We start from the raw sequence: 12,617 nt of genomic DNA, 5'->3' as shown, positions 1-12,617 counted from the left end.
TCTTTTTTAAAAAGATCCTCTAATGACTCAAGTTTCAGGTGTATGATTCGGAATGGAAAAAATAAGTATCTTGTTGCTTTCAAAACGCTATTTATGAAGTCTCAATCCATTAGAATATTTTACTTTCTGTCTCTCTCTTTATTCCTTTCTTTTGGTCTTTATGCCCAAGACGTAGAAACTAAAACTGACAGTACTTCTGTTTCTAGTGAAGCTATTGCAATTGGAGATATCTCAGAAGAATCCGAAAAATTAGGCCAACAAGTATCTAAGCTTAAATCAGCGCTGGATGCAAAAAATAGAATCTTAGAAATAGATTCTATCGTTGATGTAGCCGGGCCGAAAATACTCCAATTAGTAGACTCTGCTTTTTTAAACAGAGAGGATGTAACGCTGCGAGATCTTAAAGTACGAAAAGTCGAATGGACTAATTATAAATCAGTTTTAAGTGAATACCAAGGCGTCATCAAAAACAGGTCCGAAGAAATTAGTAAAATCATTAACGATGTGTTTTATGATATAAATCGTTGGGAGCTTACCAAAGCAGAATTAGCAAACAGGAGCGAGTCTAAAGACATGGAAGACAGCTTTAATAAAGCCATTGTCGTTCTCGAGGAAATCATGTCAATAGCCCATCTTAGATTAGATAGTGTTTTTATCACACAGAAAAAAATTACCGAACTAGTGCTTATCATAGATGAGGAAATTTCAAATATTGAATTTGCAGAAAATCAAAGAAGAAAGGATTATTTTGTTTTTGACAGTAAGCCAATTTGGCAAAAAGGTGAAAAATTAATGATTGGGGATAGTATTGCTACTGAATCAATTTCTTCTTATTCTTTGATTTACAAAGGCGTAAAAGAAAACAAAACCCAATTTTTAGATTTTTTTCATTTAAATATTAAGACCTTTATATTTCAGATTGTATTTCTAATTTTATTTATGGCTTTTCTTATCATAGCCAATGCAAAGTGGAAAAAAAATATCCTGTCGCTAAAAAATCCCATTGAAATACAAGCTAAAACCATTTTAAAAAACCCGTTTTTAACAACCTTGTCAGTAGGTGTTCTCATCTCGGCATTCTTTTATGATTCAATGGTTCCTGCCTATGCCGAATTTCATATTATGATTGTTTTATTCGGTACAGTTTTATTGCTTCCAAAAGTAACTGTTAAAAAATTCAGTGGGTTTTTGTGGCTACTTTTTCTCGTGTACATGATCAATACATTTGAAGCTTTTATCGGAATCAAAGCGCATTTGGTAAGAGGCCTATTAATCTTGGATGCGCTGATAATCATACTTTCCTTAATCCTTGGACGGAAAATAATCAAAGCAAACCCAGATGCTTTTTCACAAATCATTCGTCCTTTTAAGATCATTTCAGTTTTTTATATGTTCCTGCTAGTTATTTCTATCATCGCCAACGTAATTGGTATGGTCGCCTTATCTAACTTTATAACAAAAGCAGTTATTATTTCACTCACTTTTGGTGTTATCATTTACCTCGCTATAAAAGTATTCACAAGTATTTTTATACTCATTTTTAAATTTAGAAGTACTACAAATATCCAAACCTTGACCGCCATGGTGAAGGCCACTCATCAAAGAATAAGGCCTTTATTGAATTTTGTTGGTCTATTATTTTGGTTGTTTTTTACGCTGAACGCCTTTGAACTAAATGATTATCTCATTAATGGCTATAATGACATTTTAGCTATAGAATGGAGGGTTGGTGAAATGACTATTTCTTTAGGTGGTCTTTTAGCCTTTGCCGTAATTTTCATTATGACTTTGGTTATTGCTAAATTAGCAGCAACCTTATTTCAAGATGAATGGATGGTCAATGTTTTACCTAGAGGTGTTGCTCCAGCTATCTCATTGGTATTGCGAATTGTGGTGATTGGTTTAGGCTTATATGCCGGATTTTCTGCTGCTGGGGTAGACCTCAGTAAACTTGGATTTATTCTTGGTGCCCTTGGAGTTGGTATTGGTTTTGGATTGCAAAATGTGGTGCTTAACTTTGTTTCAGGATTAATCCTGGCCTTTGAAAGGCCCATCAATTTAGGAGATACCATAGAGGTTGATATGGAAATGGGAGTTGTGACTAATATTGGGGTTCGATCAAGTAATATCAGAGCCTATTCAGGTGCAGAGGTCATCATTCCTAATGGTGATTTGATTTCTAAAAAAGTAATCAACTGGACTTTATCCAACAGAAATAGAAGAAGTAAAGTTCCGATGAAAACATCGCCTGATGCCGACCCTGAAAGAGTAATCGAATTATTCAATGAAATTGCCTTAGAACACCCTAATACAAGTCGTGAACCTGCTCCGAAAACCTATTTCTATGGTTATGGACCTGATGGCAATCTTAATTTTGCCTTAATGTATTGGACAACTTTTTCTGATACGTTAAAAACTGATAGCAGTATCGCCTTGGCAATTTTTAAAGCGCTCAAAGAAGATGGAATTCAAGCTCCTGCTCCTGTGAGAAGAATTATTAACGAAGACCCCAGACAAAAAGAATAAAACTATGCTAGGATTAAGTATGATTGCTAGGATTTAATTTTTTTATTCATAATCCAAAAAAACAAAGGAGGTATCGTGGCAAGCATCATCATTCCCGGGTATCCTGTTGGCATCTGAGGACTTTCTGGTAATGATTCCAGCAGCTGGTATTTCTTACTGGCTTTATAATGATGGTCAGAGTGTCTTGAAAGATTAAACAGCATTAGCCTGCCTAATTGGTGATCTGAATTCCAAGAATGCCGGTGTTGGACCCTTTCGTATCTTCCTGAGGCATTTAACTTTCTCAATAAACCATAATGTTCAATATAGTCTACTGTTCCCAATAGTAATATTCCTATGACGGCGGCTAAAATAAAGGCTAAAAAAACCTTCAGATCAAAGAGAAAATAGATGGTACTAAGCACTGCTACATTCGCTATGCTATAAACTATCATTTTATTAGACAAAGAAAAAATTGACTTCCCATTACGTCTCATTCTATTATTTTCAATTTTCCAGGCCTTGACATAGCTCTTAAAATGCGAAGTAATCCAAAATGAATATAACCATTGGTCTTTTTTAGCCGTTGCCGCATCACTCGGAGTTGCCACTTCGCGATGATGCCCTTCATTATGATAAGGAAGAAAATGCGTATTCAGCGAGGTTAATAACAATATCTCACCTAAAAATTGCTCCATTCTTGACGAACGGTGCCCTAGTTCATGTCCAATATTAATCCCAAGAACACCACATAATAATCCCATGGAAAAAACTTTCCCTATAAAACTAACTGACATGAATGGTGTCAATTCAATAACAAACAAAAACGATATTAGCATCAATAATTGAATCGGTACTGCCAGATACAAAATCCAATCATAAACCTTAGAGTTCTTTTCTTTTTGCAAAGAATCCTGATCTAAATTACGCTTATCCGGTCTTAAAAAAAGTTCAATCAATGGAATAAAAATGAAGGCAAAAAATACTGGGCCAAAAGTGCTTAATCCATGCCTGTTAAAGGAAAAATACACTCCTAATGGAAGAATAAAAACAAATAAGTATTTAAGTCTTTTCATTGTATAACCGTAATCACTCCAAAATTAAATAATCTAAAGATAAAGCATTAAAAGAATCATTAAATCCTTTGATCTCTTTGCTTATCAGATTATCAAATTTATCTAATTCTAATTCAATTAAAGCACTTAATTCATTTTTAACAGCAATATCCTGAGACGTGGGCGGAAAATCGTCTAACGTAACCAGGCTATTTAAGTGACCTAATTTGTTGGTTAACCTGATAGGGAAATTAAGCGGATCTTGATTGCTCTTATTCAAGGATAAGATTGATTCTAAGAAATATTTTTTGCGCATGATTTGGGTATATATAGACGCTAATTTAATAATATTAATTAGACTAAAGGTGTTCTATACTATCATTAGGTAATTGAATTATATGCTTTTAAATCATTTTATTTAGATTTGTTTGAATCAATCCATTATTTCTAAAGATTATGCGTTCACCAGCTTGCAAACCAAGACATTAGTTCGTAACTTAGAAGAGTGAAAAGTTATAAGAACATCAATGATCCGCAAAGAAGTTTTGTAGCCCCATTTGTGGACAAACACAGTAGAAAGAATGAATTTTTTTCTCATATAAATAAGTATGTCAATTGGGAACCTATTACTTCAAAACTTAAGAAAATATATACTAAAGGACTTACAGACAGGGGAGCCAAAGCCTATTCACCATTACTGCTTTTTAAAATGCATTTGATTTCTGAATGGTACCAGCTTTCAGACACGCAAACAGAAGCTATGGTCTATGATAGTATCTCGGCACTCAGGTTCTGCGGCCTTACTATTGAAGACAGTGTTCCTGGACATAGTACCTTGAGCCGGTTTAAAAAGGAGCTCCTCGAACATGGAGCCCTTCATAGTCTTGAAAAAGATTTTGAAGCCCAGTTGAAATTGAAAAACCTTGAGATTCTTCCAGGAAAAGGTCGCATTGACGCAAGGATTTCGGTTGTTTAATGACACCTTGAATCAATAATTAATTGTATTAATTCCCTAAAATCGTCACCACCAATTTTCTTGATCCACCATGATTTCTGTGTTCACATAGGTAAATCCCTTGCCAGATACCCATGTTCAATTCGCCATTAGTTATAGGTATTTGCACTGAAGCGCCCATCAGCGATGATTTGATATGGGCCGGCATGTCATCCGGACCTTCATAGGTATGCACATAATACGGAGCGTTCTCAGGTACCATTTGATTAATATGGCTTTCAAAATCAACGCGAACAGACGGGTCAGCATTTTCATTTATGGTCAAACTCGCTGAGGTATGTTTTATAAATACCTGAATCCAGCCTATTTTAATCTCTCGTATTTCCCTGCAGTTTTCCAAAATTTGATCCGTAATTAAATGGTATCCGCGAGAATAAGGTTTTAACCTGATTTCCTTTTGAAATGATTTCATAATTGAAAGATTAGATTTTGATATGGGTTTTAGAGCCCTTTAAAAGTAAGCAAATATAGGATGAGGGCAATCCCTCATCCTGATCTTAAATTCCATACTAGTCCTTTTTTCCTAAAAATAAAATTTCATTGCAAACTATTTCAGTGATATACCTTTTTTGTCCTTTGTCATCATCCCATGATCTTGTAGTTAATTTACCTTCTATGGCAACCTCTTTGCCTTTTTCAAGAAAAGACTCGGCTAGTTCGGCTGTTTTATTCCATGCAATGATATTATGCCATTCGGTCTCCTCTACTTTCTCACCATTTGAATTCGTATAGCTGTCATTTGTAGCTAAGGAGAATTTTGCTAATTTCCTTCCTGATTCTAATGTCTTTAATTCTGGATTCATTCCTAAATGACCGATCAACTGTACTCTGTTTCTTAATGTATTCATATTACTAATTATTATCCCTGAATGCAGGGGGTTAAACATTTACGAACTTTTCTGGATTCGCTTCTGCAAATTTGTGACGAGAAAATCAAAAGGTTGTCTTGTTAAACATTTACTTTCGTATGTAAATGAATGTAGTCGTTTGTAATCGAGTAATTTTAACTACATTTATACTTATTTTTCAACTCCTTTGGAGCTTTTATTCCTTGACTCAATTTGCATGACAGAAAAATCAAATATTATCATTCATTCTACTATTTGTTATGTATTGGCTTTTATGTTTACGACTATTGTGCACGAATTTGCCCATGCTTTTTCTGGATGGCTTTCAAGTAGTGAGCCCATTATGCATCATAATTATGTTGAACATCTTGCTATTGAAAACCTGACTAACAGTCAAAAAATCGGAACCGCTTTGGCTGGCCCTTTAATAAGTCTTATCCAAGGGTTCTTAATGGGAGGGTCGTTTTTTAGAACTAAAAAAAGAGGCTTACTTCAACTATTTATGCTCTGGGCAACCGTGCTTGGTTTTAATAATTTTTTGGGCTATGTCATGACCGGTCCTTTGTTTAGTATCGGTGATATAGGAAAAGCTTATGAGCTCATTGGAACCCCAATTTCTCTGAAAATTCTATATTCCTTGCTCGCAGCCATTGGTCTTTTATTTGTTGCCAACAGAATGACGCGGCCATTTTTAGAATTTGCCTATAAAAAAGAATGGGTCAATCCTGAAGATAATGCCCCTAAATTTTCATTTCGAATAATTATCATTCCTTTTATAATAGGTTCCGTAATCATTACATTCTTATACCTGCCTTTTATAAATATCATCAGTTTTATTTATCCCATAATGAGTGGAATGATTTTCATTTACCCTTGGCAAAACGCAAGAATAATAAAAAACATAAAACTTTCTGATAACGCATCGATTGGTCAACTATCCTGGAAAGCTTTCATCATACTCATCATGATGATCTGCTTGTTCAGGTTCGTACTGCCAAAAGGTGTGGTTTTTTAAAGCAGCGAGTACACAGCATCACAAATATTAAACTATTCATCAATGAATAAAAACAAAATAGTATTAGGCTTGACACTCAGTTGTTATATCCTTTTATTCAGTTGCCAGGATAATTCAACAACTGTTGAATCAGAAAAAGAAGCAGTAAAACAAACGCTTATATCGATGTGGGATGCTATAGAAAATGAAGACTTAAATGAATACGCCTCATTTGTACATCCAGATTTTACACAATTTGGAGAGTATGACAGTATTTTGAGAGTTGGAAAAACTGCTGAAGTTGCTGGTATAAAGTCTTGGATCGAGACATCTGAAAATATCCAGACTGAAATGCATGATCCGATAGTCACAATTAAAGGAAATGTTGCCTGGATTGTTTACTACTGGAGTGACCAGGGAAGCACTGATGGTGTTGACTTTTCAACACGCGGCAAATCAACTAGAATATTTATTAAAGAAAATGGTTCGTGGCTATGTGCTCATGGTCATTATACATTATTACCTTAAATTAAACGAAATGGAACAAAAACTATGTTTAGAATGCGGAGAGCAAATACAAGGAAGAAGTGATAAAAAGTTTTGCAGTGACTATTGTCGTAATTCACATAATAACAAGGTCAATACTGAAAGTAAAAACCTGATCAGAAATACCAACAATCGCCTGAAAAAAAACTATAAAATCCTTACTGAACTGAACAAAAGCGGTAAGAGTAAGGTTATTCGAAACACACTTAATAGCCACAATTTTGATTTTTCACTATTCACATCGATCTATAAGACTAAAATTGGGAAAGTCTATTATTATGTATATGATCAGGGTTATTTGGAATTAGACAATGACTATTTCCTTCTGATCAAAAAGACTTAATATCGATTATTTAGTTTAATCTGACTTATCACTTTGTAACAATACCTTCGTTAATTCGTCGAATCTGAAAATTACCTTATGAGATTCAAATCATACTATGCCCTACTATTTGTAATGTTTACAATTATTCCTGGGGTTTTTGCCCAAGACAATAGTGTAATTACCGGGCAAATCATAAACGGGGAAGACAATGAACCCTTGCCTTTCGCTTCAGTCAGATTAAAAAATCATCCCATAGGAACCATTAGTAATGAAAATGGTGACTTTGACTTTTATATCCCAAAATCAAAAAGAAACGATACAATTAGTATCAGTTTTATTGGATTCAACAGCTATGAAGTTCCGGTAAGTAATATTGACCGGGAACTCAACATCGTAATGACACCGAGTAGTAACGTACTGGATGAAGTCATTCTGACAGAGAAAGACCCTTTGGATTATATTAAAAAAGCACTTGATCGACTTTCTGAGAATTACCCTCAAAACGAATACCAGTCAATTGCGTATTACAGAGAAAAATTTATTGAAAATGGTGCCGTCATTAACAAAGAAGAAGGTGTTTTTAAAACTTATTATCCTAAATCAGGAGACTCTGCCAAGAACCAGCACCAGCTCCTACTCTATAAACCCGAAGAGAATCCACAGCAGTTTCAATTCATGAGAGAATGGTTTGAAGAAAAGCAGGAAAAAAGAAAAAAGAAAGCGATCAAAAAAGGGGAAGATTTTGATGAAGACGAATTTGATAGTGACATTGACATGGATTTGGGAGGTCCTGAATCGGTAATCGATCTAGACATCAATAATGATCGAGATAATTATTTAAATCCTAAACATTTCAAAAAATACGAATACAGTTTTGGAGATGAAACGTCACTCAACGGTGAAAGATTGGTGACCATTAATTTTAAAGCCAAGAGAACAATAGATCATATAAAGGATTCCGGTAAAATTCTTATCAATACAGAAGATTATGCTATCGTTTCAATTGAGCAAAAGGGTAAATTCAGTATCCCTTTCATTGTTAAGCCAATATTGTTCGTAATAGGTCTAAAAATAGAAAGCCCTACTTTTAAAACTGCTATCAGTTATCAAAAATACAAAGACAAATGGTACCCTCAATTATTTAGATGGGACGCTAAAGTCAAGCTTACCAAAAAGCACACTTTTGATCCCAACGAGAATTCTGATATCAATATTGGGCAGGTATTTTTTATTAACCAACTGGATTCAATAGCTACTCCAATAGCAGAAGAACACTTATTCGATGAACAGGAAGACATGGGGGAACAGGTTTTTAATGATATCGATCTCCAATGGGGTGAATTAAATATCATCAAAGACTAAGGTTGATAATGCTGAGCTTGACAACTGCTCAATAATAATTCGTAAATTTAGCATTCATTTAAAAATGACATTAATTTCTAAATAGCTAAAAAATTAGCTGAATTATTGCATTATCCAAGGTCAAAAAGCGCTTCTTTTTAGTATATTTGTCATCCATTTTAAAAACGATCCTGAATCATTCAGGATGATGATGAGAACCCATAGAGAAATTTTGTAAATATTCTTTTTTGATCTATAAAAAACAACTGATATATAAAGATGAAAACAGTAAACGATTTTAACTTTGAGAATAAGAAGGCGCTCATTAGAGTAGATTTTAATGTGCCTCTTGACGAAGCATTACAAGTAACAGATGCAACCAGAATTGAAGCGGCTAAACCAACTATCCTTAAAGTACTTGAAGATGGTGGAAGCGCGGTCTTGATGTCTCATTTGGGCAGACCAAAAGGCGTTGAGCAAAAATTCTCATTAAAAAACATTGTTGACAAGGTAAGCGATATCATTGGCGTACAAGTGAAATATGTTAATGACTGTATTGGACCTGATGTAGAAGCTGCAGTGGCTAACCTACAAAATGGTGAAGTCTTGATATTAGAAAATTTAAGGTTTTATAGTGAAGAAAAAGCGGGAGATAAAGCGTTTGCTGAAAAGTTAAGTAAGAATGGTGACATTTATATAAATGACGCATTTGGGACGGCTCACAGAGCGCATGCCTCAACTGCCATCATTGCTGAATTCTTTCCAGAAAACAAATGTTTCGGTTTGCTTCTTGCAAAAGAAATTGAAAGTCTTGAAAAAGTTTTAGGATCTAGTGAAAAGCCAGTTACAGCAATTCTAGGGGGCTCAAAAGTATCTTCTAAAATTACTGTAATAGAAAACATTCTTGATAAAATTGATCATTTGATCATTGGTGGAGGAATGGGTTTTACTTTTATCAAAGCCCAGGGCGGAGATATTGGTAATTCAATCTGCGAAGATGACAAAATGGAGCTTGCCCTCAGCATCTTAAAACAAGCAGAGGAAAAAGGAGTAAAAGTTCATTTACCAGTTGATGTTATTGCTGCTGATGCTTTTAGTAATGATGCCAATACACAAGTTGTAGATATTTATCATATTCCTGACGGATGGGAAGGTCTTGATGCAGGACCAAAAACCAATGTTGGTTTCTCTTACGTTATTGCACAATCTAAAACCATCCTCTGGAATGGCCCGATCGGTGTTTTTGAAATGAAAGCGTTTTCAAAGGGAACTATAGAATTAGGTAATGCTGTGGCTGATGCAACTGCTGACGGTGCTTTCTCTCTTGTTGGAGGTGGAGACTCTGTTGCGGCGGTTAAACAGTTTGGATTTGCCAATAAAGTGAGTTACGTTTCTACTGGTGGTGGAGCGATGCTTGAAATGCTTGAAGGTAAAACCTTACCTGGAATACAAGCTATCCTGGATTAAAATAAATCAATTTAAATTCATAAATTTAAAGGTCTAAAATCTATATCACGGTTTTAGACCTTTTTCTTTTATAATACTGTCAATTCAAACAATAGATTCAACAATTTTATGAAATATACTAAGATTCCTCAAACCGATATAAAAGTTAGTAAAATCTGCTTGGGCACCATGACTTATGGCCAGCAAAACACTGAATCAGAAGGGCACGAACAATTAGATTACGCCAAAGAAAAAGGTGTTAATTTTTTCGATACAGCTGAAATGTATTCAATTCCAGGGAGAAAAGAAACCCAGGGTAGTTCAGAACGTATTCTTGGTACTTGGTTAAAAGAGCAAAAAAGAGAAGACTTTGTTGTCGCAACAAAGGTTACGGGCCCTATGGAATATTTCAATTACCTCAGACCCAACTTAGGATTTTCAAAAAATGTAATTCACGATGCCCTGGATCAAAGTTTGAAAAGATTACAAACTGATTATGCAGATGTCTACCAACTACATTGGCCAGAACGAAATGTGAATTTTTTTGGTCAAAGAAACTATACGCATAACCCAAATGAAAAATGGATCGATAATTTTAAAGAGGTCATTGAAACACTTGATGGTCTTGTTAAAGAAGGTAAAATCAGACATTATGGGGTTTCAAATGAAACTTCATGGGGTGTTATGAGACAAGTGGCAGAAAGTAACAACAATAATTTGACTACTTGTAAAACAATTCAGAACCCTTATTCTTTGCTGAACAGAACTTTTGAAATTAATCTTGCTGAAGTGGCTCTTAGAGAACAAATCGGGCTATTGGCTTATTCCCCGCTGGCCTTTGGCGTTTTATCAGGAAAATACCTGAATGGAAATCTACCTGAAAAATCGCGATTAAAACTTTTTCCAAACTACTCAAGATACAGCAATCCACAGGCTTTACAACTGACCGCCGCCTATGCTGACCTGGCCAGTAAAAACAATATGAGCCTTACTGAATTAAGCCTTGCTTTTGTGAATCAAAGACCCTTTGTAACCGGCACCATTATTGGTGCTACAACTATGGATCAGCTCAAAGAGAACATCGGCAGTATACAATTTGACTTATCCGATGACTTATTAAAAGAAATAGATCAAATTCAGAATTTACAACCAAATCCGGCACCATAAACTCTTTCAGCTAACCAATAAATCCTAAAATGATGAGGGCAATTATAATTATCTTATTGATTCTCTTAAATGTTAAACCGCTCTTTTCCCAAGAGAATTATACCCCAACGGCCGAAAACCTCGAAGCCCGAGAATGGTTTGAAGACGCCAAATTTGGCTTGTTTATTCACTGGGGTGTCTATAGTATTTTAGGAGATGGCGAATGGGTGATGAATAATCAAAATATTGCCGTCGATAGTTATGAAAAGCTTCCTGCTTTTTTTAATCCCGTTGAATATGATCCTGCAGAGTGGGTCGCCATGGCCAAAGCAGCGGGAATGAAATATATCACGATCACAAGCAGGCATCATGACGGGTTTTCAATGTTTGATACCCAGGCCTCAGATTACAATATTGTTCAAAGGACCAATTACAAAAAAGATGTTTTAAAGGCTTTGTCAGAGGCCTGTAAAAAAGAAGGTATTAAATTATTCTTTTACTATTCTTTACTCGATTGGCGTCATGATGATTATTTCCCAAGAGGAAGAACAGGTACAGGAATAAAGGGTCGCGCTGAAACCGGAGATTGGGATAAATACATTGCTTTTATGAAAACCCAGCTTACTGAATTATTGACCAATTACGGCGATATTGCCGGAATCTGGTTTGATGGTCATTGGGATCAGAAAGAATGGGATGGTAAAAAGTTTGGTGCAGCAAAAGTAGATTGGCATTACGATGAAATCTATACCTTAATTCATGATTTACAACCTCAATGTCTTATTGGTAACAACCATCATATTGCTCCTATTTCAGGTGAAGACTTTCAAATGTTTGAAAAAGACCTTCCTGGAAAAAACACTACAGGTTGGGGAACCAGTTCTACTGATATCGGAGCCTTGCCAAAAGAAGTTTGTGAAACGATCAATGGTTCCTGGGGATTCAACCTACAAGATAAAAAACACAAATCAGACAAAGAGTTAATTCAATACCTGATTAATGCGGCAGGCTATGGTAGTAATTTATTATTGAATGTAGGGCCCATGCCTAATGGAAAGATACAGGCTGAGCATATCAGCTCCTTGAAGAGCATAGGCGACTGGCTCAAGACTCATGGCACAAGCATTTACGGCACAAGACAAGGGCCTGTTGCCCCTAGTTCATCTATGGTGTCTACTCAAAAAGACGGGATTGTTTATTTACATTTATTAAATGATCAAAAAGACACCTACCTCATCCCTCATTTTAGTGAAAAAATAAAAAAAATGACCTTCTTCAGCAGTGGAAAAAAAGTAGTACACACTGTAAATGAATTTGGATTGACTTTTTCTGTACCGTCAGGAGAGAGAGAAGCTATTGATACAATTATAGAAATGCAACTCAAATAAAGCCAATT

12 protein-coding genes and 1 pseudogene are annotated in these 12,617 nt (G+C 35.2%); 9 read left to right on the top strand and 4 right to left on the bottom strand.

Annotation, left to right across the window (positions count from 1 at the left end; genetic code table 11):
• Positions 1-93: 93 nt before the first annotated feature.
• Positions 94-2,526: a mechanosensitive ion channel family protein gene (locus tag QWY87_RS02685; RefSeq protein WP_290287887.1), complete on the top strand. Its 2,433-nt coding sequence runs from the start codon at positions 94-96 to the stop codon at positions 2,524-2,526.
• A gap of 26 nt (positions 2,527-2,552) precedes the next feature.
• Here the strand turns inward: QWY87_RS02685 and QWY87_RS02680 are convergent, their stop codons facing one another.
• The gene (locus QWY87_RS02680; protein WP_290287885.1) at positions 2,553-3,581 is read right to left on the bottom strand and encodes an alkane 1-monooxygenase; all 1,029 of its coding nucleotides are present in this window, start codon (positions 3,579-3,581) and stop codon (positions 2,553-2,555) included.
• A gap of 13 nt (positions 3,582-3,594) precedes the next feature.
• A pseudogene (locus QWY87_RS02675) lies at positions 3,595-3,837 on the bottom strand (hypothetical protein); the annotation flags it as partial.
• A gap of 228 nt (positions 3,838-4,065) precedes the next feature.
• On the opposite strand from QWY87_RS02675, the gene QWY87_RS02670 reads away from it, so the two are divergent.
• The gene (locus tag QWY87_RS02670) at positions 4,066-4,536 is read left to right on the top strand and encodes a transposase (protein WP_290287883.1); all 471 of its coding nucleotides are present in this window, start codon (positions 4,066-4,068) and stop codon (positions 4,534-4,536) included.
• A 28-nt stretch (positions 4,537-4,564) separates the two neighbouring features.
• Here the strand turns inward: QWY87_RS02670 and QWY87_RS02665 are convergent, their stop codons facing one another.
• Positions 4,565-4,987 (bottom strand): secondary thiamine-phosphate synthase enzyme YjbQ, encoded by a 423-nt coding sequence (locus tag QWY87_RS02665; protein WP_290287880.1) that lies wholly within the window; start codon positions 4,985-4,987, stop codon positions 4,565-4,567.
• A 97-nt stretch (positions 4,988-5,084) separates the two neighbouring features.
• The gene (locus tag QWY87_RS02660) at positions 5,085-5,423 is read right to left on the bottom strand and encodes a single-stranded DNA-binding protein (protein ID WP_290287877.1); all 339 of its coding nucleotides are present in this window, start codon (positions 5,421-5,423) and stop codon (positions 5,085-5,087) included.
• Positions 5,424-5,640: 217 nt separating this feature from the next.
• On the opposite strand from QWY87_RS02660, the gene QWY87_RS02655 reads away from it, so the two are divergent.
• The 7 genes from QWY87_RS02655 to QWY87_RS02625 all read left to right on the top strand — a co-directional run bounded on the left by QWY87_RS02655 (position 5,641) and on the right by QWY87_RS02625 (position 12,609).
• Positions 5,641-6,438 (top strand): hypothetical protein, encoded by a 798-nt coding sequence (locus QWY87_RS02655; protein ID WP_290287875.1) that lies wholly within the window; start codon positions 5,641-5,643, stop codon positions 6,436-6,438.
• Positions 6,439-6,480: 42 nt separating this feature from the next.
• A complete protein-coding gene (locus tag QWY87_RS02650) occupies positions 6,481-6,945 on the top strand; it encodes a YybH family protein (RefSeq protein WP_290287873.1) in 465 nt (154 codons plus the stop codon).
• Between the two features lie 10 nt (positions 6,946-6,955).
• Complete coding sequence (locus QWY87_RS02645; RefSeq protein ID WP_290287872.1) at positions 6,956-7,306, top strand: hypothetical protein; 351 nt, start codon at positions 6,956-6,958, stop codon at positions 7,304-7,306.
• Between the two features lie 78 nt (positions 7,307-7,384).
• Positions 7,385-8,650, top strand: coding sequence for a carboxypeptidase-like regulatory domain-containing protein (locus QWY87_RS02640; protein ID WP_290287871.1), 1,266 nt, complete (start codon positions 7,385-7,387; stop codon positions 8,648-8,650).
• Between the two features lie 258 nt (positions 8,651-8,908).
• A complete protein-coding gene (locus QWY87_RS02635) occupies positions 8,909-10,096 on the top strand; it encodes a phosphoglycerate kinase (protein ID WP_290287868.1) in 1,188 nt (395 codons plus the stop codon).
• 108 nt (positions 10,097-10,204) lie between these two features.
• Complete coding sequence (locus QWY87_RS02630; protein ID WP_290287866.1) at positions 10,205-11,242, top strand: aldo/keto reductase; 1,038 nt, start codon at positions 10,205-10,207, stop codon at positions 11,240-11,242.
• 32 nt (positions 11,243-11,274) lie between these two features.
• Complete coding sequence (locus QWY87_RS02625) at positions 11,275-12,609, top strand: alpha-L-fucosidase (RefSeq protein WP_290287863.1); 1,335 nt, start codon at positions 11,275-11,277, stop codon at positions 12,607-12,609.
• Positions 12,610-12,617 lie beyond the last annotated feature (8 nt).

It is taken from the genome of Lutimonas halocynthiae, assembly GCF_030409835.1.
Taxonomy (GTDB): Bacteria; Bacteroidota; Bacteroidia; order Flavobacteriales; family Flavobacteriaceae; genus Lutimonas; species Lutimonas halocynthiae.
This window is presented reverse-complemented; position numbering and strand designations above follow the sequence as displayed.

Coding starts and splice junctions, on each gene's coding strand:
- QWY87_RS02685 (WP_290287887.1), top strand. CDS start 94: ATGAAGTCTCAATCCATTAGAATATTTTACTTTCTGTCTCTCTCTTTA.
- QWY87_RS02680 (WP_290287885.1), bottom strand. CDS start 3,581: ATGAAAAGACTTAAATACTTATTTGTTTTTATTCTTCCATTAGGAGTG.
- QWY87_RS02665 (WP_290287880.1), bottom strand. CDS start 4,987: ATGAAATCATTTCAAAAGGAAATCAGGTTAAAACCTTATTCTCGCGGA.
- QWY87_RS02660 (WP_290287877.1), bottom strand. CDS start 5,423: ATGAATACATTAAGAAACAGAGTACAGTTGATCGGTCATTTAGGAATG.
- QWY87_RS02655 (WP_290287875.1), top strand. CDS start 5,641: ATGACAGAAAAATCAAATATTATCATTCATTCTACTATTTGTTATGTA.
- QWY87_RS02650 (WP_290287873.1), top strand. CDS start 6,481: ATGAATAAAAACAAAATAGTATTAGGCTTGACACTCAGTTGTTATATC.
- QWY87_RS02645 (WP_290287872.1), top strand. CDS start 6,956: ATGGAACAAAAACTATGTTTAGAATGCGGAGAGCAAATACAAGGAAGA.
- QWY87_RS02640 (WP_290287871.1), top strand. CDS start 7,385: ATGAGATTCAAATCATACTATGCCCTACTATTTGTAATGTTTACAATT.
- QWY87_RS02635 (WP_290287868.1), top strand. CDS start 8,909: ATGAAAACAGTAAACGATTTTAACTTTGAGAATAAGAAGGCGCTCATT.
- QWY87_RS02630 (WP_290287866.1), top strand. CDS start 10,205: ATGAAATATACTAAGATTCCTCAAACCGATATAAAAGTTAGTAAAATC.
- QWY87_RS02625 (WP_290287863.1), top strand. CDS start 11,275: ATGAGGGCAATTATAATTATCTTATTGATTCTCTTAAATGTTAAACCG.